The organism is Georhizobium sp. MAB10 (assembly GCF_045012825.1).
In the GTDB taxonomy this organism is placed as follows: domain Bacteria; phylum Pseudomonadota; class Alphaproteobacteria; order Rhizobiales; family Rhizobiaceae; genus Georhizobium; species Georhizobium profundi.
In genome coordinates, this window is record NZ_CP118314.1 from 675,587 (window position 1) to 698,250 (window position 22,664).

The 22,664-nt window shown below is 64.1% G+C and carries 18 protein-coding genes; 15 read left to right on the forward strand and 3 right to left on the reverse strand.

The window, feature by feature from the left end; translation table 11 throughout:
• Positions 1–48 precede the first annotated feature (48 nt).
• Together lpdA (PU133_RS03110) and PU133_RS03115 are read left to right on the forward strand one after the other, a co-directional pair.
• Entirely contained in the window at positions 49–1,455 is a 1,407-nt protein-coding gene (lpdA, locus tag PU133_RS03110) for a dihydrolipoyl dehydrogenase (protein ID WP_404863449.1), read from the forward strand.
• A 158-nt stretch (positions 1,456–1,613) separates the two neighbouring features.
• Complete coding sequence (locus tag PU133_RS03115; RefSeq protein WP_404863450.1) at positions 1,614–2,714, forward strand: transferrin-binding protein-like solute binding protein; 1,101 nt, start codon at positions 1,614–1,616, stop codon at positions 2,712–2,714.
• 43 nt (positions 2,715–2,757) lie between these two features.
• On the opposite strand, the gene PU133_RS03120 is transcribed toward PU133_RS03115, so the two are convergent.
• Positions 2,758–3,756 carry a TraB/GumN family protein gene (locus PU133_RS03120; RefSeq protein ID WP_404864423.1) on the reverse strand — a complete coding sequence of 333 codons (999 nt, stop codon included), beginning with the start codon at positions 3,754–3,756 and terminating at the stop codon, positions 2,758–2,760.
• A gap of 202 nt (positions 3,757–3,958) precedes the next feature.
• Positions 3,959–4,858, reverse strand: a complete 900-nt coding sequence (locus tag PU133_RS03125) for a tyrosine recombinase XerC (RefSeq protein ID WP_404864424.1) — start codon at positions 4,856–4,858, stop codon at positions 3,959–3,961.
• 208 nt (positions 4,859–5,066) lie between these two features.
• Between PU133_RS03125 and PU133_RS03130 the strand changes: the two genes are divergently transcribed.
• The 11 genes from PU133_RS03130 to PU133_RS03180 all read left to right on the forward strand — a co-directional run bounded on the left by PU133_RS03130 (position 5,067) and on the right by PU133_RS03180 (position 19,057).
• Complete coding sequence (locus tag PU133_RS03130; RefSeq protein WP_404863451.1) at positions 5,067–5,963, forward strand: GNAT family N-acetyltransferase; 897 nt, start codon at positions 5,067–5,069, stop codon at positions 5,961–5,963.
• A 112-nt stretch (positions 5,964–6,075) separates the two neighbouring features.
• A complete protein-coding gene (locus PU133_RS03135) occupies positions 6,076–6,768 on the forward strand; it encodes a response regulator transcription factor (RefSeq protein WP_126007637.1) in 693 nt (230 codons plus the stop codon).
• Positions 6,758–9,235, forward strand: coding sequence for an extracellular solute-binding protein (locus PU133_RS03140; RefSeq protein WP_404863452.1), 2,478 nt, complete (start codon positions 6,758–6,760; stop codon positions 9,233–9,235). The genes PU133_RS03135 and PU133_RS03140 overlap by 11 nt, the downstream gene beginning before the upstream one ends.
• Before the next feature lie 194 nt (positions 9,236–9,429).
• Positions 9,430–10,383, forward strand: a complete 954-nt coding sequence (locus PU133_RS03145; protein ID WP_404863453.1) for a Bug family tripartite tricarboxylate transporter substrate binding protein — start codon at positions 9,430–9,432, stop codon at positions 10,381–10,383.
• A gap of 1 nt (position 10,384) precedes the next feature.
• Complete coding sequence (locus tag PU133_RS03150) at positions 10,385–10,915, forward strand: tripartite tricarboxylate transporter TctB family protein (RefSeq protein WP_126007641.1); 531 nt, start codon at positions 10,385–10,387, stop codon at positions 10,913–10,915.
• Positions 10,916–11,070: 155 nt separating this feature from the next.
• Positions 11,071–12,600, forward strand: coding sequence for a tripartite tricarboxylate transporter permease (locus PU133_RS03155; protein ID WP_404863454.1), 1,530 nt, complete (start codon positions 11,071–11,073; stop codon positions 12,598–12,600).
• A gap of 84 nt (positions 12,601–12,684) precedes the next feature.
• Positions 12,685–13,929, forward strand: a complete 1,245-nt coding sequence (locus PU133_RS03160) for a 3-methyl-2-oxobutanoate dehydrogenase (2-methylpropanoyl-transferring) subunit alpha (RefSeq protein ID WP_404863455.1) — start codon at positions 12,685–12,687, stop codon at positions 13,927–13,929.
• Positions 13,930–14,137: 208 nt separating this feature from the next.
• Positions 14,138–15,151: an alpha-ketoacid dehydrogenase subunit beta gene (locus PU133_RS03165; RefSeq protein WP_404863456.1), complete on the forward strand. Its 1,014-nt coding sequence runs from the start codon at positions 14,138–14,140 to the stop codon at positions 15,149–15,151.
• A gap of 4 nt (positions 15,152–15,155) precedes the next feature.
• Entirely contained in the window at positions 15,156–16,475 is a 1,320-nt protein-coding gene (locus PU133_RS03170) for a dihydrolipoamide acetyltransferase family protein (protein WP_404863457.1), read from the forward strand.
• Between the two features lie 10 nt (positions 16,476–16,485).
• Positions 16,486–17,883: a dihydrolipoyl dehydrogenase gene (gene lpdA / locus PU133_RS03175; RefSeq protein WP_404863458.1), complete on the forward strand. Its 1,398-nt coding sequence runs from the start codon at positions 16,486–16,488 to the stop codon at positions 17,881–17,883.
• A gap of 16 nt (positions 17,884–17,899) precedes the next feature.
• Positions 17,900–19,057: an AAA family ATPase gene (locus PU133_RS03180; protein WP_404864425.1), complete on the forward strand. Its 1,158-nt coding sequence runs from the start codon at positions 17,900–17,902 to the stop codon at positions 19,055–19,057.
• A gap of 53 nt (positions 19,058–19,110) precedes the next feature.
• On the opposite strand, the gene fsa is transcribed toward PU133_RS03180, so the two are convergent.
• The gene (fsa, locus tag PU133_RS03185; RefSeq protein ID WP_126007653.1) at positions 19,111–19,764 is read right to left on the reverse strand and encodes a fructose-6-phosphate aldolase; all 654 of its coding nucleotides are present in this window, start codon (positions 19,762–19,764) and stop codon (positions 19,111–19,113) included.
• 94 nt (positions 19,765–19,858) lie between these two features.
• Between fsa and PU133_RS03190 the strand changes: the two genes are divergently transcribed.
• Positions 19,859–22,093, forward strand: coding sequence for a primosomal protein N' (locus tag PU133_RS03190; protein ID WP_404863459.1), 2,235 nt, complete (start codon positions 19,859–19,861; stop codon positions 22,091–22,093).
• 87 nt (positions 22,094–22,180) lie between these two features.
• Positions 22,181–22,540 carry a DUF4345 domain-containing protein gene (locus PU133_RS03195; RefSeq protein ID WP_404863460.1) on the forward strand — a complete coding sequence of 120 codons (360 nt, stop codon included), beginning with the start codon at positions 22,181–22,183 and terminating at the stop codon, positions 22,538–22,540.
• Positions 22,541–22,664 lie beyond the last annotated feature (124 nt).

The following is a 22,664-nucleotide window of genomic DNA, read 5'->3' on the forward strand; positions in this document are numbered from 1 at the left end:
AGGCGCGGCCGGCAGACTGCCCGCTTCAGAGTATAAGGATTTCATTCAATGGCTTACGATGTCGTCGTCATCGGTTCTGGACCGGGTGGATATGTCTGCGCCGTGAAGGCTGCGCAGCTTGGTCTCAAGACCGCGATCGTGGAGAAGCGCCCGACGCTTGGCGGCACCTGCCTGAACATTGGCTGCATTCCCTCCAAGGCGATGCTGCATGCTTCGGAAGTGTTTCACCAGGCGGGCCACAGCCATGCCGAGCTTGGTGTCGAGGTCGGAACACCGACGCTCAACCTGCCGGCGATGATGGCGCACAAGGATGCGGTCGTTAAGGCCAATGTCGATGGCGTCTCCTTCCTCATGAAGAAGAACAAGATCGACGTGCTCGTCGGCACCGGCAAGGTGCTCGGCGAAGGCAAGCTGTCGGTGACGACGGAGGGCGGCGAAAGCCAGGAAATCGAGGCGAAGAACATCGTGATCGCCACCGGTTCCGACGTCGCGAACATCCCGGGCGTTGACGTTGCCTTCGACGAGAAGGTCATCGTGTCCTCGACCGGCGCGCTGGAACTGGAGAAGGTGCCCGGTCACCTCGTGGTTGTCGGCGGCGGCGTCATCGGTCTCGAACTCGGCTCGGTCTGGGCGCGTCTCGGTGCCAAGGTCACCGTGGTCGAATATCTCGATGCGATCCTCGGTGGCATGGACGGCGAAGTCTCCAAGCAGTTCCAGCGCATGCTGGCCAAGCAGGGCCTCGACTTCAAGCTCGGCCAGAAAGTAACGGCCGTCACGCGCAAGGATGCAGGTGCTTCCGTCACGTTCGAGCCCGCCAAGGGCGGCGAGGCGCAGACGGTGGACGCGGATATCGTGCTCGTTGCGACGGGACGCCGGCCTTACACGGACGGGCTCGGCCTCGAAGATGCAGGCGTCGTCATGGAAAAGGGCGGTCGCGTGCAGATCGATGCGCATTTCCAAACCTCGGTGCCCGGCGTCTACGCGATCGGCGATGTCGTCGCAGGTCCGATGCTTGCCCACAAGGCCGAGGACGAAGGCGTGGCCGTGGCCGAGATCATCGCCGGCCAGGCCGGTCACGTGAACTACGAGGTCATTCCGAGCGTCGTCTACACGCAGCCGGAAGTCGCCTCCATCGGCCGGACCGAAGAACAACTGAAGGCTGACGGCGTCGCTTACAAGGCCGGCAAGTTCCCCTTCACCGCGAACGGCCGTGCCCGCGCAATGCTGGCCACCGAAGGTTTCGTAAAGATCCTCGCAGACAAGGACACCGACCGGGTGCTTGGCGTGCACATCGTCGGCGCCGGTGCGGGTGATCTCATCCATGAGGCAGCCGTGCTGATGGAGTTTGGCGGATCGGCGGAAGATCTGGCGCGCACTTGCCATGCCCACCCGACCTTGTCGGAGGCGGTCAAGGAAGCCGCGCTCGCCACCTTCTTCAAGCCCATCCATATGTAGGAAGATCGAAAGCGGTGTCTTTCCCGAGACGCCGCTTTCTCACCTGTACGGGTGATTGTACCCGTGCGCGCTCTGTCGTCTCTCTAGTCCCGCAAAGCGTGCGCCGAACCTGAACCAGGCGGCGCGCGTCTCAACATATGGGCTGGGGACGACAGACAATGACCACGAAAATTCTGCCAGTGCTTGCGCTGGCGCCTGTGCTGGCGCTTGCCGCGTGCGGTGGTTCGACCACGACCGGATCGATCGGGCCTGGCGCCGGTGCCGGCGGCGCGCCCGGCGGTGGTGGCGCAGGAGGCGGCGGTGATGCCGGTGGCGGCGCAGGCGGTGGAACCGGCAGCGCCATTCGCGGCGTTTCGACGAAGTTTGCGCGTGCGCAGCAGCCGAGCCCCACACCGGTTCCGATCTATGAGCAGGGCAAGTTCGCCTATGTGCCAACCGGCGATCTCGTGACCTCGAGTGCTCCGATCGAAGGCACGGCAGATTTGACGACCGCGAAGCAGGGCGATGGCTCGATCACCATCACCACCGGCGGGCTCTACCGTGACGGTTCGGCTGTTCCGGGCGCAACGGCCGATGCGCAATATCCGGCGCGGGGGACATCGACGACCAATGCGCAGCAATCCGAGTTCGTCGGAAATGTCGGCGCGTCCGTCGCCGATGTGATGGTCACCTATTACGACCTCGACCAAAACGGCAGCGACGAGTTCTTCACGATCGACCACCACCAGGACCGGGTGAACATCACCCAGCCGATCGACACGATCAGCATCTTCTATGGCGGCGACTTCGCACCAGCCTCGACCGTTGCAGCCCGCACGGGAACGGCGACGTTCACGGCAACGGATACCGGCAATGCAGACAAGGGTGCCGCTTACGTGCGCGTGGCGACCGGCACGGGCGTATCCAACAGCCAGGTCGATTACGGCGGCGACGTGCGCATGGTCGCCGATTTCGGTGCGGGGACGGTGGACGGCGAGATTACCAATCTGCGTCGCTTCGGCACGCAGGACGCCGCGGACTTCTCGCTCCGGCTCGATGGCTCGCAGATCAACGGCCAGCATTTCGATGGTGGGGCGGTGACCATGTTGCAGGGGGCGACACCCGTTGCAAGCTTCACGGATTCTGCGGTGACCGGCTCGTTCCTAGGCCAGAACGCGGATGCCGTCGGTGGCGTATTCAAGGCGAACGGAACGCGCGGCGGCCAGGATGTGTATCTCGGCGGCCAGTTCATCGCGCGGGAAGGTCAGACGACCAACTAAGCTTCGAGCATGACAAGGGAGCGGCGGCTGATCGGCCGCCGTTTCAATCGGCCCGTTCGACCGAATAGCCGGCGTCGCGCAGGAGTTCGATCACGCCTTCGTCGCCGGGCAGGTGCAGCGCACCGACGGCGATGAAGGCCTGGCCTTCATCCAGAAAGGGTTCGGCGCGTTCGGCCATGATGCGATTGCGGGCAAGGACGATCCGCTCTTCGAAATCGGCATAGCCCTGCGCGTCTCTTTCGTGACCCTCAGGTGCAGCCGCGCGGAGCATCGGCATGATCATGCCGGTTTCGCCCGCGACGTAGAGATCCGTCATCGTCGCCGTGACGTCCTCGAGCAGGGGCCCGAGCGACAGCGTTTCCACCAGACCGCGCACATGAAATTCGAGCGATAGGCTGGCCATGGCGTCCAGCTGCTCGGCAATGGTTTCAAGCCCGTCGACGGCCTTGCCGTCTGCCAACGCCTGTTCTGCGAGCATCTGGTCGAGGAAGGCGGCACCTTCAGCCTTCCGGGCGTGTTCGCAGGCCGGAAGCGCAGCGAGACCGGCGATCATCCACGGTTTCATGTGCACGAGAGCGTCGACGGGGAGGCCGAGCTCATCGAGCCGGGTTTCGACAAGCGCGAAATCCTCGTCGCTCATCACGGTGCGCAGGGTGCGGCCATCGGTGAACATCGTCAGTTCGGGACGCGCAATGAGCGCCGCTTGCGCCACGGCAGGATCGAGGATCTCGTCGGTTTCGATGACCACGGTTTCCGATGCGTCGAGCGCTTGGCTCACGGTGTCGGTCAGCTCCGTCACGCGCGGATCGGCGACATGCATGGTGCCGAGAAGATAGGAGGCGACGCCTTCCTCGTTCTCGACACGCCACAACAGGCCTTCACCATTGGGTGTCGCCGCTGCCGCTTCCAGCAATGCCGGCAGACGTGGATCGTCTTCGGCGCGCATGCGGTCGATGAGGTTCTCGCCGCCGCATGCGGCTGCCTGCTCCTGCGCGTCGGCGCGCTCAAGCGTCGTCAGAACCATGAGGAGGCTCAGCGCCATGATGACGTGGATGAATCCGAGAAAACCGATGACGCCGCGCGCCAGATGCTCTTCGGTGACGGTTTTGATGCGTGCGATCACGAGACATCCCGGTGCTGTTGATCGCTCTGCGATAACATTCGCCCGCGCAAGAAATCGTTAATGCCGCTCCGATCTCACGATTCCAGACGGTGAAACTGTGCCCAGTTCGCCTGGCAACGCTCTAGGCGCGCGGATGGGCTGCGCGGTAGGCGGCAAGGAGCCGGGCGCTGTCGACGCCGGTATAGATCTGGGTGGTGGAGAGGCTCGCATGCCCGAGCAGTTCCTGGATGGTCCTGAGATCGCCTCCGCCAGCCAGAAGATGCGTGGCGAAGGAGTGGCGGAGCGCATGCGGGGTCGCCGTATCGGGGAGACCCAGCGCGGACCGCATCTTGCGCATTTCCTTTTGGATGATTGCCGCATGAAGCACGCCGCCTCTAGCGCCGCGAAAGAGCGGCTCTGGCGCTGCGAGATGATACGGGCAAAGTCGCTGGTATTCGGCAATTGCCTGTCTGGCAACATCCATGAGCGGAACGAGCCGCGTCTTGCCGCCTTTGCCTGCTATGCGCAGCGTCGTCGTGGTCGGGCCGACCGACGCCGGCGTCAAGGCAAGCGCTTCCGAGATGCGAAGACCGCAGCCGTAGAGCAGCGTCAGCAATGCGGCATTGCGGACGGCGATCCAGGGTTCGTCGGACATCTGATCACCGAGATTCGCGACGGCGACGGCCTGCTCTTCCGACAGAGGCTTTGGCAGGCTTCGCCCGGTCTTGGGGGCGCGCACATGGCGGGCGCCGGCTGCGTTCACGAGGCCTTCGCGTTCCAGATGGCGCAGGAACGAGCGGACGCCTGCAAGCCCGCGTCCGAGCGTGCGTGCCCCCGCTCCGTCGCGGCGTCGGCTGGCGAGGAAGGCACGCAGATCTGTCGGACGAAGATTTGCGAGATCGGCGATCGCAGGCATGGAACCTATGTGCCGGCTCATGAATTGGAGGAATTGCCGGAGATCACGCTCGTAAGCCTCAAGTGTGTTTGCTGACAGACGCCGCTGCATGCTGAGGCCATCAAGCCATCGCTGACGCTGCATCATCACGTCCGGCGCGGCAGGGAGCAGTTCGGTTGTCACGCTACGTTACGCCCGAGAAACGTCATTTGATATCCGGTGGCTTTCCTCGAAGCCTCTGCGACAATGGTTATATAAGGGTTACGATGTTAGTGAGTGATGTCGGAAAAGGGGCTGTCATGCTGTCTTTACAAGAGCATGCGATGTCCGGTTGGACGCGATAACGGGGACACTTATGGTGCAGAAGCGCGATATTCACGGCGTGGTCGATGCCATTGCACTGCTGTCCCAAGGCCGCCCCGGCCATATCGTCGATGAGCTCATCGCCGAGCGCGGACAGCGTCTGGTCAATCATCCGCTCTGGCCGGTGATGCGACCATTCCTCTACAGCGCGCTGCACTACGGCAAGGCGCTGCAGTTTGCAGACGCCGTCGCCAACATGCCAGGCTTCCAAGCGTTCGAATATGCCAGCGCACAGCTGAATCTGAATGTCGAAGTGAAGCGCGGCGAGCGTATCCCTGACAAGGGCGGCTTCATCATGGTGTCGAACCACCCGACCGGGATCGCGGACGGGATCGCCGTCTTCGATCTTCTGAAGAATCGCCGGCCGGACATGATGTTCTTCGCCAACCGCGATGCTATCCGCGTCAATCCACGCTTCGTCGAGATGGTGATCCCCGTCGAGTGGCGCGAAGAGCACAAGAGCAAGCTGAAAGCGCGCGAAACGCTGCAGCTGACGACGCGCGCGGTGAAGGAAGAAAAAGCGACGGTGCTGTTTCCCTCGGGCCGCATCGCCTATTGGGCCAATGGCACGCTGAACGAGCGGCCGTGGAAGTCTTCGGCGATTTCGCTGTCGCGCAAATACGGGCTGCCGATCCTGCCGGTCCACATGACCGCACGCAATTCGGGCCTGTTCTACTGGCTGTCGAAATGGTCGACTGAGCTGCGCGACATGACGGTTTTTCACGAGCTTCTCAACAAGAAGAGCCAGACCTTCGAATTCACGATCGGTGAATTGCTGCAGCCTGACCAGCTCGAAGGTGATCCGGCCGTCGTCACCAAAGCGCTCGAGTATCACTCTGTCTATGGGCTCAAGGCCGATCCTGACCGCGCATTTCGCGTCCAATTCTGATCGCGTGCTGCTGCCGAGCGATCCCTCACGTCAGAATTGCTTTTTGCGCGCTACGGCTTGAAAATCCATCTCGCTGCGAATGCCGCGGCGAAGAGGAGGATCATTCAGGCCGATGCGCATTCTGCTGGTCGAAGACAATCGCGATCTGGGCGAAGCGGTGGAGGGTCGCCTCAAACGTTCCGGCCATTCGGTCGATTGGGTGCGCGACGGAGAAGCGGCGCTTGCTTTTGCGCGCGATGCGTCGTTCGATGCCATCGTCCTCGATCTCATGCTGCCGCAGCGCGACGGGATTTCGGTGATCTCGGCGCTGCGCAGTGGCGGCGACGATACGCCGGTGCTCGTCGTCACGGCGCGCTCGGAAATCGACGACCGCGTCAGCCTGCTTGACATGGGGGCCGACGATTATCTCGTCAAACCGTTCGATCTGCGCGAGCTTGAAGCGCGGCTGCGCGCGCTCATGCGTCGGCCGGCGGGGCACGCAACCAGTCGCATGGTGCTCGGCGATCTGGTGATGGAAACCGCAGCGCACTCGATCACGATCGCAGGCGTGCCGGTCGAGATCGGGAGACGGGAGTTTCGGCTTCTGGAGATTTTGTTGTCGCGCGCCGGCCAGGTGGTTGCGAAGGAGCGCCTGATGCAGCAGCTCTTTTCGATCGACGAGGATGTCGCGGTCAATGCGCTCGAACTCTACGTCTCTCGCCTGCGCCGCAAGATCGAGAATTCCGGGGTGTCGATCCTGACCGTGCGTGGCATCGGGTATCTTGCCAGGGCCGATGCGGAGGCTCGCCCTGCCGATGCGCGCTGACAGCTTTTCGATCCGCCGACGGATCACGGCCCTTGCGGCGTTTCTTCTCGTTGCCGCTGCGCTGATTCTTTTGGTATTTATCAGGGACTATGCCGAACGCGCGTCCGATCGCGCCTTCGACCGGCTGCTTGCAGCCTCGGCGCTGACCATCGCTGGCGCGGTGCAGATCGAGGATGGCGATGTGACTGTGGAGCTTCCCTACGCATCCTTCGCGATGGTGTCGGGCGACGACCGGGTCTTCTACGCCGTGCGTGCGCCGGATGGCTCGCTCGTCACCGGTTATGACGATCTTGCTGCCGATATGCCACTTGCGCAAACGCTCGATGCTGAGTTCGACGACGTGCGTTATGGCGGCGAGGTGGTGCGGGTTGCAAGCGTCGGTCGCCTGATCTCGACGGCGGACGGAACTGGCTGGGTCACGATCCGTGTCGCCGAAACGCAAGGCGCGCGCGAAACGCTGTCGCGCGAGATCGTCAACAATGCGCTGGTGCCGCTGCTGGTCCTGACGCTGCTGGCTGCATGGCTCGTCTGGTACCTCATCCGGCGCATTTTCGCGCCGCTGCTCACGCTGGAGCGCGAATTGCGCGCCCGCTCGCCTGACGATCTTTCGCCGGTGGACATTCCGGTGCCGGTGGAGGTGCGTCACGTCGTCGGCGCACTGAACGAGTTCATGGCACGGCTGAACCAGTCCATGGTGCGTCTCAGCGAATTGGTGGCGGAGGCGGCCCACCAGGTGCGTACGCCGCTTGCCTCGCTGCGCGCACAGGCGGAAGTCGCGATGGACGAAACGGATCCGGCTGCCATGCGCGCCCGGGTCGAGCGGATCCATCAAGGTGCCGTGCAATCGAGCCAGCTTGTGACCCAGTTGCTGATGGATGCGACGGTCTCGCATCGCCTCGATCTGCGCGACGTGCAGGTGACGGCTATCGGTGCGCTGGTCAACGAAGTGGCGCAGCGGCTCGATCCGGATCAGTTGATGCGCATCAGCGTCGAGATGGAAGCCGATGTTGCAGAAATCGGCTTTCCCGCCGATCGCGTCGTCATGCGCGAGATGCTGAAGAACGTGGTCGACAACGCGCTCGCCTATTCGCAGGGCGACGTGATCATCCGCGTGGAGCGCGCGAAGGGAGACGACGGCGACGTGCTGACATTGTCGGTTCTCGATCGGGGGCCTGGCATCCCACATGCGGAGAAGGAGGCCGTGATGGAGCGCTTTCGTCGCGGCGCGAGCGCCGGCGATCAGCCGGGTTCAGGCTTGGGGCTGGCGATCGTGCGCCGCGTGGCCGAGGCGCATCGCGGGCGCTTCACGTTAAAGGACCGTGCCGGTGGTGGCCTCGTTGCCGAGATATGCCTGCCGCTTTCCGGGCGCGGAAGCGATCGCCGGGAGGGTCGGGCCGGACGAGGGGCGATCCCTGCGGCGATCGCGCTTCTGGTCGGCGCATGGTTCATGCCGTCGCACGAAGCTGCTGCCGAACCGCTCGTTTTCCCCGCAAGATCCGTGGAAACGGCAACGCTGACGATTGTTGGGACGACGGATACGCGGCTCTTCACGCTGTTCGTCGAGGCCTTTCAGGAGCGCTATCCTGACGTCGCTGTTCGTTACGACGAGACCGACACGCTGTTGATGTACGAGAATTATCTTGCCGGCACGCTCGATCCCCCGGCGGATCTGATGATCAGTTCTTCGTCTGACCTGCAGGTGAAGCTCGCCAATGATGGGCATGCATTGCGGCATGAACCCGCCGCGGTGTCGGTGCCGGATTGGGCGACGTGGCGGAACGAAGTTTTCGGGTTTACCTTCGAGCCCGCAGTGATCGTCTACAATCCTGATCTCGTCTCGCAGGATGAAGCGCCGCGCACGCATCTGGCGCTTGCGGAGTTTCTGGAAGGCAATGTCGCGCGCCTGACGGGAAAGGTCGCGACCTACGACATCGCAACGAGCGGGGTCGGCTATCTGCTCGCCGTCCAGGATCAACTGATTTCATCACAGTTCTGGCGTCTCGCTTCGGCTTTCGGGCGGACGGCCGCGGTGCTCAGCGGGTCGAGCCCTGATATTCTCGACCGGGTCGACGCCGGCGAACTGGCGATCGCCTACAATGTGCTGGGCTCCTACGCTTTTGCCCGGCAGGCGGAGGGCGCAAACATCCAGATCATCGTGCCCGATGATTACGTGCTGGTGCTGACCCGCAGCGCGGTGATCGCACGCGATGCGCCGAATGCCGAAACGGCAAGACTCTTTCTCGATTTTCTCCTTTCCGACGAGGGCCAGGCGGTGGCAGCAGGACCGACGGCGCTCGGTGCCGTAAGAGACGGCGTGCGCGGCATCTGGACGGCGGCGAACATTACCGAGATGGGGCGAGGCGCGGTGCAGCCGATTGCGCTCGGCCCGGCGCTCATGGTCGCGCTCGACCAGCAGCGGCGCGCTCGCTTTCTGGAGACTTGGCGCGGCATCGTCTCGCCTCCATGATCAAGCCGGGCAAGGGCTGACAGGTGGACGACAGGTTGACGTGTTAACGTCTGCCGTGATCGGGTCTGGGAGGGCCTCAACGATCCTTGGGAGGAGGTTGCTCAGCGCCCCGCCCATTTGACAGTTTCATTGCCCTTCCAGCCGTTCGAAGCGACGCCGCATGGCGTCCGAAACAGAACATTTGGGAGGTCATCTTGAAGAAAACCATTTTCGCTGCTGCTTTCGCGGCACTGCTCACCAGCACATCCGCTTTCGCGCAGATGGACGAACTGAAGATCATGGCGCCCGCAGCGCCCGGCGGCGGCTGGGACCAGACGGCCCGTTCGATCCAGTCGGTGCTCCAGGCTGAAGGTCTTGCGTCCAACATCCAGGTCGAGAACGTTGCCGGTGCCGGCGGCACGATCGGTCTCCAGCAGTTCGTCAACCGCTCGGCGGGCGATCCGACGGCAACGATCGTCGGCGGCTACGTCATGGTCGGCGCGATCATCGCCAACGCCGCTCCGGTCACGCTTGCCGATGTCACACCGATCGCCCGTCTGACCGGCGAGTATGTCGTCGTCATCGCTCCGGCCGACAGCGAAATCGACAATGCCGAAGAGCTGGCCGAAGCCATGCGCGCCGATCCAGGCTCCGTCACCTGGGGTGGCGGTTCCGCTGGTGGCGTCGACCACATCGCGGCCGGCCTCTTCGCCCAGGCAGCCGATGTCGATCCGCGCGCCTTGAACTACATCCCGTTCTCCGGTGGCGGTGAAGCGCTTGCGGCCATTCTCGGCGGCCAGGTCACTGTCGGCATCTCGGGCTACAGCGAGTTTGCCTCGCAGATCGAAGCCGGCGAAGTGAAGGTGATCGCGATCACCGCTCCGGAGCGGCAGGACTATGTCGACGCACCGACCTTTGCCGAGCAGGGCTTCGACCTCGACGTCCAGAACTGGCGCATGATCGCAGCCGCTCCGGACATTTCGGATGAAGAGCGCCAGACGCTAACCGACACGATCCGTGCGATGTCGGAATCCGAAGCCTGGGCCACCGAACTCGAAAACCGCGGCTGGGTGAACACCTATCTCGATGGTGAAGAGTTCGAGGCCTACCTGAACCAGGAGATCGAGGCGACGACTGCCATCCTCTCCGACCTCGGCATCAGCCAGTAAGATGGCGACGCACGAACAGGGCGGGGCCGGCATGCGCCGGCCCGACGAGGCGGCCCGTCGCAAGTTCGACCTCGGTGGATTGGCGATCGCAATCGGGCTGTTTCTGTTCTCCGCCCTGATCGCGCTCGACGCGTCCTCCTATCCCGAACGGCGCAGCTATGCGCAGATCGGGCCGGAGATCTTCCCTTACATCGTCGCCATCGGCATTGCCGTTTTCGGCGTGCTGACAGTCGTGATGGCACGGCGCGGCGATTTTCCCGAACGCGAAGCCTTGAACTGGGGTCCGGTAATCTGGATCATCGGGGCACTCGCCGGCATGACCGCGCTGCTCTATGCGGGCGCCGGTTTTATCATCGCGTCCGGGGTCCTGTTCGGTGGTGCCGCGCGCGGTTTCGGCCGCAAGCCAGTGATCCTGACCGTGTTCGTCGGCGTGGTGATCTCCGCGCTGCTTTACGTGCTCTTTCGCCAGGGTCTCGGGCTGTCGCTGCCGGCCGGGCTGATCGAGCCGTATCTCAACGCGCTGTTTCGTTAGAGGTGTCGCGTTTCTGTGCGGTGAACCCGTTCTCGCCGCACCTGGAAACGCACCAGCCACTTCCGTCCTTGCAGAATTGCAGCTTGCCGAGCGACGCCTCTGAATTTCAGGCTTGAGCCAGCGGTCGCTGCCCAAACGAGAGTATTCCGACGATCATGGATACGTTCGCGCTTCTTTTCGATGGTCTGCTCATCGCAGCACAGCCGGCCAATCTCGGCTTCGCGCTGCTCGGTGTTCTGCTTGGCACGGCCGTCGGTGTTCTGCCGGGCCTCGGACCGGCACTGACCGTAGCCCTTCTTCTGCCCGTCTCGCTGTCCTTCGGGGCCACCGGCTCCATGATCATGTTCGCCGGTATCTATTATGGCGGCATGTATGGCGGGGCGATTTCCTCGATCCTCCTGAACACCCCCGGCGAGACCGCGTCGATCATGACGGCGCTCGAGGGAAACAAGATGGCGAAGGACGGGCGCGGCGGCAAAGCGCTCGGCGCTGCGGCCATCGGCTCCTTCTTCGGCGGCACCTGTGCCACGATCGGCCTTGCGATCATCGCGCCGCTGATGGTGAAGGTGGCGCTCTCCTTCGGCCCGGCGGAATATTTCGCGCTGATGGTGCTGTCGTTCCTCACGGTTTCGGCGGCCTTCGGCGGTTCGCTCATCCGCGGCCTGACGGCGCTCTTCATCGGCCTGTCGATCGGCCTCGTCGGCATCGACAGCCTGACCGGCCAGGCGCGACTGTCCTTCGGTGTTCCGCAGCTTCGCGACAATATCGACATCGCCATCATCGCCGTCGGCCTGTTCGCCATCGGTGAAACCCTGTTCATCGCCTCGCAGGCGAGCACGATCAACGAGAAGCTGCAGGCGGTGAAGGGCTCGGTCTGGCTGAGCCTCGCCGAGCTGAAGCGCTGCTTCAAGCCGTTCCTGCGCGGTACGGGCCTCGGCTTCCTCTTCGGCCCGCTGCCGACTGGCGGCGCCGAGATCCCGACCTTCCTGTCCTATTCGACCGAGCGCCGGACCGCTAAAGGCATCGCCCGTGAGGAATTCGACAGCGGCAGGGGCGCGATCGAAGGTGTTGCCGGCCCCGAATCGGCCAACAACGCATCGGCCGCCGGCACGCTCATCCCGCTTCTGACGCTCGGCCTGCCGACCTCGGCAACCGCAGCCGTCATGCTCGCCGGTTTTCAGCAATACGGCCTGCAGCCGGGCCCTCTGCTCTTCACCAACAATCCTCAGCTGGTCTGGGGTCTGATCGCCAGCTTGTTCATCGCCAATCTGATGCTGGTGCTCCTCAACCTGCCGTTCGTCGGTATCTGGGTGAAGCTTCTGACGATCCCGCGCCCGTGGCTTTACGCTGGCATCATGACCTTCGCATCGCTCGGCATCGTCGGCGCGCAGGGCTCGGCCTTCGCACTGATCCTGTTGCTGGTCTTCGGTATCATCGGCTTCATCATGCGCCGCTTCGATTATCCGCTGGCACCGGTTCTCGTCGGGGCGATCCTCGGCCCGCTGGCAGAGGAACAACTGCGACGCGGTCTGATGATCAACCAGGGCGATTTTTCCTTCCTCTTCACGTCCTGGATCGCGCTGACGATCTATGCCGTCGCCATCGCCGCCGTTGCCGGCCCAATCCTCTGGACCAAGCTGTCCAAGCGCGGCCGGGCCGCCGCCGAGGCGCTTCAAGAAACCTGATGCACTGAACAGATTGCGCGCGGGCATGGATTTCGCGCGCAATCGCCTCTACCGTTCGACAAGGACATCGAACGGGAGGTGCTGATGGCCGGAAGTTCAACCGGAAACGGGCCGCTTCAACTGCATGTGCCGGAGCCTTCCGTCAGGCCCGGCGATCAGCCTGACTTTTCTTCGGTGAAGATACCGCAGGCGGGGACCGTCGAGCGGCCCCCGGTCGATGTCGATCCTCGCGATATCCGCGATCTCGCCTTCTCGATCATCCGCGTGCTCAATCGAAAGGGCGAGGCTGTCGGCCCCTGGGCGGGAAGCCTCACCGACGAGGACCTGCGCGACGGCCTGCGCGACATGATGACCCTGCGCGCCTTCGATGCCCGCATGCAGACGGCGCAGCGCCAGGGCAAGACGTCGTTCTACATGCAGCATATGGGCGAGGAGGCGGTCTCCTGCGCGTTTCGCAAGGCGATGGAGCCGGGCGACATGAACTTCCCGACCTATCGGCAGGCCGGCCTTCTGATCGCCGGCGGCTATCCAATGGTCGACATGATGAACCAGATCTATTCCAACGAAGCCGACCCGCTGAAGGGCCGGCAGTTGCCGATCATGTATTCGTCGAAGGAGCACGGCTTCTTCTCGATTTCCGGCAATCTCGGCACGCAGTTCATCCAGGCGGTCGGGTGGGCGATGGCGTCCGCCATCAAGCGCGACACCAGGATTGCCGCAGGTTGGATCGGCGACGGATCGACGGCGGAGAGCGATTTTCACGCAGCACTGGTCTTCGCCTCCACCTATCAGGCGCCGGTCGTGCTCAACATCGTCAACAACCAGTGGGCGATCTCCACCTTCCAGGGCATTGCGCGCGGTGGTTCCGGCACTTTTGCGGCGAGAGGTCTCGGCTTCGGCCTCCCGTCGCTCAGGGTCGACGGCAACGACTATCTGGCCGTCCATGCGGTGGCGAAATGGGCGGTCGAGCGGGCGCGTCGCAATCTGGGTCCGACGCTCGTGGAGTACGTCACCTACCGCGTCGGCGCACACTCCACCTCCGACGACCCATCCGCCTACCGTGCAAAGACCGAATCGGACGCTTGGCCTCTCGGCGATCCTGTCATCCGGCTGAAGAACCATCTGATCGCCAAAGGGCTGTGGAGCGACGAGCGCCACAAGCAGGCGGAGGCAGAAGTGATGGACAGCGTCATCGCCGCCCAGAAAGAGGCAGAGAGCCACGGCACGCTGCATTCGGGCGGCAAACCCTCCACGCGCGACATGTTCGAGGGCGTCTACGAAACCATGCCACCGCATCTCAGGCGCCAGCGCCAGGAGGCGGGGGTGTGATGGAGGGTCGTGAGAAATTAACTGACGTCGCACGTCCATCTACGCCGTCATGGTCGTCCCGACCATCCACTGGCGGCTCGGCGACACGGATGGGCTGGCAGATCCTCGGGACGAGCCCGAGGATGACGGACGTAGGGTTGGGCCCGGGTGCAGACCACGCGCATGCCGGAATTGCGTGGCTTTCTGGTTCGATCAAAGGAGATCGCCCATGCCGCGCATGACGATGATCGAAGCCATCCGGTCGGCCATGGATGTGTCGATGGAGCGCGATGACGACGTGGTCGTGTTCGGCGAGGATGTCGGCTATTTCGGCGGCGTTTTCCGCTGCACGGCGGGCCTTCAGCAGAAATACGGGAAGACGCGGTGCTTCGATACGCCGATTTCCGAGCTGGGCATCGTCGGTGCGGCGATCGGCATGGCGGCCTATGGCCTCAGGCCCTGCATCGAGATTCAGTTTGCCGATTATGTATATCCCGCATTCGATCAGATCGCGTCGGAAGCCGCGCGTATCCGCTATCGCTCGAACGGCCAGTTCACCTGCCCGATCGTGATACGCATGCCGACAGGCGGCGGCATTTTCGGCGGGCAGACGCACAGTCAGAGCCCGGAAGCGCTGTTCACCCATGTCTCCGGCTTGAAGGTCGTCGTTCCATCCAACCCCGTCGACGCCAAGGGTCTGCTGATCGCGGCGATCGAGGATCCGGATCCTGTGATTTTTTTGGAACCGAAGCGGCTCTATAACGGGCCGTTCGACGGGCATCACGACAAGCCTGTCACGCCCTGGTCCAAGCATGCGCTGGGCGAGGTTCCGGAGGGACACTTCACCGTGCCGCTCGGCAAGGCGGAGGTGCGCCGGGCGGGAGCGGAACTGACGGTGCTCGCCTATGGCACGATGACCTATGTGTCGGAGGCCGCCGCTGCCGATACGGGCATCGATGCCGAAATCATCGACCTCAAGACGCTGCTGCCGCTCGATCTGGAAACGATCGTTGCTTCCGTTTCAAAAACCGGACGGTGCGTGATCGTGCATGAAGCGACGCTGACATCCGGCTTCGGCGCGGAGCTTGCCGCGCTCGTGCAGAAGCACTGCTTCTACCATCTGGAAGCGCCGATCACGCGCGTGACCGGCTGGGACACGCCCTATCCGCATGCGCAGGAGTGGGATTATTTCCCCGGGCCCGCACGTGTCGGCCGGGCGATGATCGAGACGATGGAGGGCTGAGGCGATGGGCGAACGCGCAATCAAGCTGCCCGATGTCGGCGAAGGCGTCGCCGAGGCCGAACTCGTCGAGTGGCATGTGAAGATCGGCGATGCCGTGCGGGAAGACGATATCGTCGCCGCCGTCATGACCGACAAGGCAACGGTGGAAATTCCGGCACCCTGCGATGGCGAGATCGCCTGGCTCGGCGCGGACGTTGGCGATGTCGTCGCCGTCGGCTCGGTGATCGTGCGCATCAGGACGGGTGAGGCCGGATCGGACGAAGACCCGACCCCGAAGCCGATGGATGACGGCGCGGAGGAAGCGCTAATCGCTGACGGGCTGAGCGGCGAGGGCGAGGATTTGCCGCCACCGCCTGCAACCGAACCCGAGACGGTCGATAGGAAGCCGGCAAAGGATGCCGCGCCGAGGGAGCCAAGCCTCAAGCGGCCTACCCGCCCAGTTGCGGCAACCAGTGCCGACAAGCCGCTTGCCTCGCCGGCCGTGCGGCTGCGTGCCCGTGATGCGGGCATCGATCTGCGGCAGGTGGCGGGGTCCGGCCCAGCTGGCCGGATCACCCATGACGACCTCGATCAGTTCGTTGCCAAGGGTCCAAAGGCGGCGTCGCCGGCCGGTCTCATGCGCCGCACGGATGTCGAGGACATCAAGCTCGTTGGCCTCCGCCGCAAGATCGCGGAGAAGATGGCGATCGCCAAGAGGCACATTCCCCACATCACCTATGTGGAGGAAGTGGACATGTCGGCGCTCGAGGATCTGCGAGCGGCGCTGAACCGTGACAAGCGGCAAGACCAGCCGAAACTGACGCTGCTGCCGTTCCTGATGCGGGCGATGGTGAAGGCGATCGCGGCCCAGCCGCAGTTCAACAGCCATTTCGACGACGAGGCGAACATCATTCACCGCCATGGCGGTGTCCATATCGGCATCGCGGCGCAAACACCGTCCGGGCTCGTCGTGCCCGTTGCCAAGCACTGCGAGGCGCGCGACCTCTGGGAGTACGCGGCCGAAGTCGGCAGGCTTTCGGACGCGGCGAAATCGGGCACGGCGACGCGCGAGGAGCTTTCGGGTTCCACGATCACCATCACCTCGCTCGGCGCGCTCGGCGGCATCGTGACAACGCCGGTGATCAACCATCCGGAGGTTGCGATCATCGGGGTCAACAAGATGGCGATCCGCCCGCATTGGGACGGCACCGCGTTCGTGCCGCGGCGCATGATGAACCTGTCCTGCAGCTTCGACCACCGGATCATCGACGGCCATGACGCGGCGGTCTTCGTCCAGCGCATCAAGACGCTGCTGGAGACGCCGGCCATGATCTTCGTGGCGTGAGGGGACGGTGATGAAGGACATTTCCTGCAAGCTTCTCGTCATCGGCGCCGGCCCGGCCGGCTATGTCTGCGCCATCCGGGCCGGTCAGCTCGGCATCGATACGGTCATCGTGGAGGCGGTGAAGCCCGGCGGCACCTGCCTCAATGTCGGCTGCATCCCATCCAAGGCGATCATCCATGCGGCCGATCAGTTTGCCGAGACCAAGGCGATGGCGACTGGCGAAAGTCCGCTCGGCATCACGCTTGCCGAGCCACGCATCGATCTCACCCGTACGATGGGCTGGAAGGACAAGATCGTGGGGCGCCTAACGACGGGCGTTGCCGGGCTCTTGAAGAAGGCCGGCGTGAAGACCGTGCAAGGCTGGGCGCGGTTTCGCGACGGCAAGACAGTCGAGGTCAAGACCGAAACCGGCGTCCAGGTCATCCGGGCGGAAGCGATCGTGATCGCCACCGGCTCGGAATCGGTGCCGTTGCCCGGGCTTCCCTTCGGCGGGTCGGTGATTTCCTCGACGGACGCGCTGGCACTCAAAGCCGTGCCGGAGCGGCTCGCCATTGTCGGCGCCGGCTATATCGGGCTCGAACTCGGCACGGCCTTCGCCAAGCTCGGCTCACAGGTGACCATCGTCGAAGCCGCCGATCGTATCCTGCCGCTCTATGACGGTGAACTGACGCGCCCTGTCGCGAAGCGGCTGGGCGAGCTCGGCATCGAGGTCGTCCTCGGGGCAAAAGCGCGCGGGCTCTCCGGCAAAGGCGATGCGCTTCTGGTCGAGGGGGCAGACGGCAACGACCTGCGCATCGCAGCCGATAAGGTGCTGGTGACGGTGGGTCGGCGGCCGCTGACGGAAGGCTGGGGCCTCGAAGAACTCGATCTCGACCGCTCCGGCGCTGCGATCCGCATCGACGAGACCTGCCGCACCTCGATGCGCGGCGTCTACGCGATCGGCGACGTCACGGGCGAGCCGATGCTTGCGCACCGGGCCATGGCGCAAGGCGAGATGGTGGCGGAAATCATTGCGGGTCACCGCCGCGCCTTCGACAAGCGCGTGATCCCGGCGGTGTGTTTCACCGATCCGGAGATCGTGACGGCGGGGCTTTCGCCCGACGAGGCGCGTCGTGGTGGCCGCGAGGTCAAGATCGGTCTCTTCCCGTTCCAGGCCAATGGCCGGGCGATGACGATGGAAGCCGAGCAGGGTTTCGTGCGAGTGGTCGCTCGGGCGGACAACCATCTCGTTCTCGGTATCCAGGCGGTGGGGAAAGGCGTTTCGGAACTCTCTGCCGCCTTCGGCATCGCGATCGAGATGGGCGCGCGGCTGGAAGACATCGCCGGCACGATCCATGCCCATCCGACACAAGGCGAGGCTCTGCAGGAAGCGGCGCTGAAGGCGCTGGGCGCGGCGCTCCATATCTGATGGCGGCGTCATGTCGATGAAACTCCGGTCGCTGACCGTTGCCGGCTATCGCTCGCTCAAGTCGATCCGCATGGAGATCGGCGACGTCAATGTCTTCGTCGGCGACAATGGCGTCGGCAAATCCAATCTCTATCGGGCGCTGCATCTCGCCCAGGCGGCGGCGGAAGGGACATTTGCGCGCGAGATCGCTGCGGAGGGCGGCATGGCGGCTGTGCTGTGGACCGGCACGCGCAGGAAGGGGCGGCCGGTTCGCCTGTCGATCACCGTCGAACTTCTGGACGAGGATACGGCGCTTGGCTGGCGCTACACGATCGATGCCGGGCTGACGCCGCCGATGGGCGCCGGATTTCCGTTCGAGCCGCAAATCAAGGAAGAGCGGCTCTCCATCGATCAAGGCCGGCGTGTCGTGGACGTGATGAAACGCGCCGGCCAGGGACTGTCCTACCGCGATGCGGATGGACGGATGCAGGAGTACCCCATCAGGCTTCTTTCATCCGAAACGGGTCTCGCTGCGCTTGGCGGCTCGGGGCTCCATGCGGAAGCGGCGATCGTGCGCGATACGCTTGCAAGGTTCCGCTTTTATCACGGCTTTCGCAGCGACGCCGGGTCGCCCTTGAGGGCAGCATCGCTTGCCGTGACGGCGCCCATGCTCGACATGGATGGCAGCAATCTCGCGGCTGTGATGGCGACGCTGAAACATATCCGTGGCGATACGGTCGATCTCGACCGGGCCGTTGCCGATGCCTTGAAAGGTGCTTGGCTCGATATTCCGCTGCCGGATCGCGAAGCGCGCTTCGGCGTCGTCTTCCCGCAATTTCCACAGCGCGTCTTCTCGGCTGCGGAGCTCTCGGATGGCCAGATCCGGTTCCTGGGTCTTGCCGCAGCGCTTCTTGCCTATCGCATACCGCCCTTCATTGCGCTGAATGAGCCCGAAGCGAGCCTGCATCCGTCCATGCTCGCGCCGCTTGCCGACATGATCGCGCGGGCGGCGAAGGATGCGCAGATCTGGGTCGTCACCCACGCGCCCGAACTGGCAGACCTGATCGTGAAACGCACTGGTGTGCGGGCGAAGACGGTGATCCGGCAGGAGGATGGATCGACCTGGATCGAGAGCATGCGTCTGACGGGGCAGCTTCCGGACGAGGCCGACGAAATGGATGATGACGACGCATGAAAAAAGCCGGCGGACGGGGCCCGCCGGCTTGATGCTCTTGAACCAGGTGCCGATCAGGCGATCGTCTGGCCGGTCTTCTTCCAGTCTTCCAGGAACGTCTCGAGACCCTTGTCCGTCAGCGGGTGCTTGACGAGCGACTTGAGCGTGGCCGGCGGCGCAGTGACCACATCGGCGCCAATGAGAGCGGCGTCCTTGATGTGGTTCGCGGTGCGGATCGACGCTGCGAGGATTTCGGTGTCGAAGCCGTAATTGTCGTAGATCTGGCGGATCTCGCGGATCAGGTCCATGCCGTCGAGATGGATGTCGTCGAGGCGGCCGATGAAGGGCGAGATGAACGTTGCGCCGGCCTTGGCAGCCAGGAGCGCCTGGTTGGCGGAGAAGCACAGGGTTACGTTGACCAGCTTGCCCTGTTCGGTGAGGGCCTTGCAGGCCTTGAGACCGGCGAGCGTGAGCGGCAGCTTGATGCAGACATTGTCGGCGATCGCACCGAGAACTTCTGCTTCGCGCATCATGCCGTCATAGTCGACCGCAGTGACTTCGGCAGACACGGGACCTTCGACGATGTCGCAGATTTCCTTCGTGACTTCCTTGTAGTCGCGGCCGGACTTCATGATGAGCGAAGGGTTGGTCGTCACGCCGTCGAGAAGGCCGAAATCGTTCAGCTCCCGAATTTCGGCGACGTCGGCGGTATCGACAAAGAATTTCATCAGATTGTCTCTTCTGCTTTGCTTTGGCTGCCTGTTGGCCGGTAAGGCCGTTTCGGGTTCCCTTTAGACCAAACAGGGGGCAAGGTCACGCATCATGACCCGCCATTCCGCTGCCGATTCTCAGAGCGTTCTGTTCGACGCGCCACCAACGCCCGTCGTCCCCGTGCCGGTCGTCTCCGTGCTCGTGCCGCTTCCGGCGCCCGAGCCTTATTCCTATGTGGTGCCTGAGGGTCTGCATGTCCAACCCGGATCGCTGGTACAAGTTCCGCTCGGCCCCCGTCAGGTGCTCGGCGTCGTGTGGGATGGGCCGCCGGGGCGTGAGATCGATGCGCGCAAGCTCAGGCCCATCACGCATGTCTTCGATTGTCCGCCGCTCGATGCGGTGATGCGCCGGTTCATCGAATGGGTTGCCGATTATACGCTGTCGCCGCCCGGTCTCGTCGCGCGCATGGCGCTGAGGGCCCCGGCGGCGCTCGATCCGGAGCCGATGATCGAGGGGTTGGCCGCGACCGGTGCCGTGCCCGAGAAGCTGACGCCTGCGCGGCGGCGCGTGCTGGACACGGCACAGGAAACCGGCGCCTGGACGAAATCGGGCCTTGCCCATGCGGCTGGCGTCTCGTCTTCCGTCGTCGACGGGCTCGTGAAGCAGGGCGCGTTTGCGCCCATCCTTCTGCCGCCGCCGCCGGTGGTTGCTCTACCCGATCCCACCTATGGCGGAGCGGAGCTCAGCGACGGACAGGCAGCTTCGGCTGCGATCCTGCGCGAAGCTGTAGGGAAAGCGCGGTTCGGTGTGCATCTTCTCGATGGCGTCACCGGCTCGGGCAAGACCGAGGTCTATTTCGCCGCCGTTGCGGAGGCCATCGAGCAGGGCAAGCAGGCGCTGATCCTGCTGCCGGAAATCGCGCTGACGCCGGCTTTTCTCGGCCGCTTCGAAGCCCGCTTCGGCGCGCCGCCGGCGGAGTGGCACTCCGAGCTTGCGCCCCGTACCCGTGAAAGGGTTTGGCGGCAGGTGGTCGACGGGCGCGTGCGCATCGTCGTCGGTGCGCGCTCGGCGCTGTTCCTGCCGTTCAAGGAGCTTGGCCTGATCGTTGTCGATGAAGAGCACGATCCGGCCTACAAGCAGGAAGATCGGGTGTTCTACCATGCGCGCGACATGGCAGTGGTGCGCGCGCGGCTGACCGATTGCCCGGTGGTGCTCGCCTCGGCCACGCCGTCGATCGAAAGCCGGGTCAATGCGGAGGAGGGGCGTTACGGCCTCCTGAAGCTTTCCAGCCGATACGCCGAAGCGGCCATGCCGGATCTGAAGCTGATCGACATGCGCCAGAGCCCACCCGCACGAGGCGGCTTCCTGTCGCCGCTGCTTCTCAAGGCTGTCGCCGGTCGATTGGAACGCAAGGAGCAGTCGCTGCTCTTCCTCAATCGCCGGGGCTACGCGCCGCTGACGCTCTGCCGGGTCTGCGGACACCGGTTCCAGTGCCCAGATTGTTCAAGCTGGCTCGTCGAGCACCGGTTCCGCGGTCAGATCCAGTGCCACCATTGCGGCCATGCCGAACCGACGCCGCAGGCCTGCCCGGAATGCGGCACGTTCGATCATCTGGCAGCCTGCGGACCGGGCGTGGAGCGGATCGCGGAAGAGGTCGTCGGGCATTTCCCGGACGCGCGGATCGTCGTCATGTCGTCGGATCTGCTGGTCGGGGCGAAGCGCGTGCGGCTGGAGCTGGAGGCGATCGCCAAGGGCGAGGCGGACATCGTCATCGGGACCCAGTTGGTCGCCAAGGGACACAATTTTCCGCTGATGACGCTGGTGGGCATCGTCGATGCCGATGTCGGGCTATCGAGCGGCGACCCGCGTGCGGCGGAGCGCACCTTCCAGCTTCTGTCGCAGGTAACCGGGCGCGCCGGGCGCACCGGCCTCAAGAGCCTCGGGCTCATCCAGACCTACCAGCCGACGCATCCGGTGATGCAGGCGCTCGTCTCGGGCGATGCGGATACCTTCTACGAGCGGGAAATCGCCGAGCGGGAACGGGCCGGGCTTCCGCCCTTCGGGCAACTGGCCGCGATCATCGTTTCGGCGAACACCCGCACTGAAGCGGACGAACATGCGCGGGGTCTGCGCCGTGTCGCGCCTCCCGCCCGCGGCATCACAGTTCTTGGACCGGCCGAAGCGCCGCTCGCGCTCATCCGGGGGCGTCACAGGTTTCGACTGCTCGTCCACGGCGAGAAGCGGGCCGACATGCAGGCCTATCTGAAGGCAATGCTCGCCAGCGGCCCGAAGGAGCGGGGCTCGGTGCGCGTGCAGGTGGACATCAACCCGCAGAGCTTTCTTTGACAGCTCTAGCGGTGCGGTGTCACGCGGCGCTTTACCTGACGTTGCGCCTATCCTATCGGTCAGCAGCGCAAATCAGGAGGTGCTTCGTTGGAATTCGCTTTTCCCTGGCCGGGCAGCCAAGGCGAGTGGCTGGCGTTCGGTGCCGCCGTCGCGACCGCGGTTCTCGGGCTCTGGCACTTCGTTGCGCTGCTGTTTACCCATTTTCCAAATGCCTTGGCGGTTCGCGCGCAGGCTGCGGGCCTGCAATTTGGTGCAGGTGCCGTCGCCGTCTTGATGGCGCAGCCCCTCGTCTACCTGGCGATCGGAGCGGGCTGGGCGGCCGCGGTTCTGATCAAGATCGTCGCGATGGCGCGCCACGGCAGGGCCGATGGCACCACACTGCTGTCGTTGATCCTGGCCCTCGTTCTCGCCGTCCTACCGCTCGGATACGTCTTCGGAATGCTCTGACTGCGACGGAATGCGCCAAGAATGCGCCCAAAGCAGGCGTCCTGGCGTGTTGCGGGGGCGGAATTCCTATGTTAGACGAACCCCGAATTTCGGAGCGGGCGTGCCTTTCAGGCATTTGCTCCTG

Coding starts and splice junctions, on each gene's coding strand:
- PU133_RS03115 (WP_404863450.1), top strand. CDS start 1,614: ATGACCACGAAAATTCTGCCAGTGCTTGCGCTGGCGCCTGTGCTGGCG.
- PU133_RS03190 (WP_404863459.1), top strand. CDS start 19,859: ATGACCCGCCATTCCGCTGCCGATTCTCAGAGCGTTCTGTTCGACGCG.
- PU133_RS03140 (WP_404863452.1), top strand. CDS start 6,758: ATGCGCGCTGACAGCTTTTCGATCCGCCGACGGATCACGGCCCTTGCG.
- PU133_RS03150 (WP_126007641.1), top strand. CDS start 10,385: ATGGCGACGCACGAACAGGGCGGGGCCGGCATGCGCCGGCCCGACGAG.
- PU133_RS03130 (WP_404863451.1), top strand. CDS start 5,067: ATGGTGCAGAAGCGCGATATTCACGGCGTGGTCGATGCCATTGCACTG.
- PU133_RS03120 (WP_404864423.1), bottom strand. CDS start 3,756: ATGGCGCTGAGCCTCCTCATGGTTCTGACGACGCTTGAGCGCGCCGAC.
- PU133_RS03180 (WP_404864425.1), top strand. CDS start 17,900: ATGAAACTCCGGTCGCTGACCGTTGCCGGCTATCGCTCGCTCAAGTCG.
- PU133_RS03135 (WP_126007637.1), top strand. CDS start 6,076: ATGCGCATTCTGCTGGTCGAAGACAATCGCGATCTGGGCGAAGCGGTG.
- lpdA (WP_404863458.1), top strand. CDS start 16,486: ATGAAGGACATTTCCTGCAAGCTTCTCGTCATCGGCGCCGGCCCGGCC.
- PU133_RS03160 (WP_404863455.1), top strand. CDS start 12,685: ATGGCCGGAAGTTCAACCGGAAACGGGCCGCTTCAACTGCATGTGCCG.
- PU133_RS03165 (WP_404863456.1), top strand. CDS start 14,138: ATGCCGCGCATGACGATGATCGAAGCCATCCGGTCGGCCATGGATGTG.
- lpdA (WP_404863449.1), top strand. CDS start 49: ATGGCTTACGATGTCGTCGTCATCGGTTCTGGACCGGGTGGATATGTC.
- PU133_RS03155 (WP_404863454.1), top strand. CDS start 11,071: ATGGATACGTTCGCGCTTCTTTTCGATGGTCTGCTCATCGCAGCACAG.
- PU133_RS03125 (WP_404864424.1), bottom strand. CDS start 4,858: ATGATGCAGCGTCAGCGATGGCTTGATGGCCTCAGCATGCAGCGGCGT.
- fsa (WP_126007653.1), bottom strand. CDS start 19,764: ATGAAATTCTTTGTCGATACCGCCGACGTCGCCGAAATTCGGGAGCTG.
- PU133_RS03170 (WP_404863457.1), top strand. CDS start 15,156: ATGGGCGAACGCGCAATCAAGCTGCCCGATGTCGGCGAAGGCGTCGCC.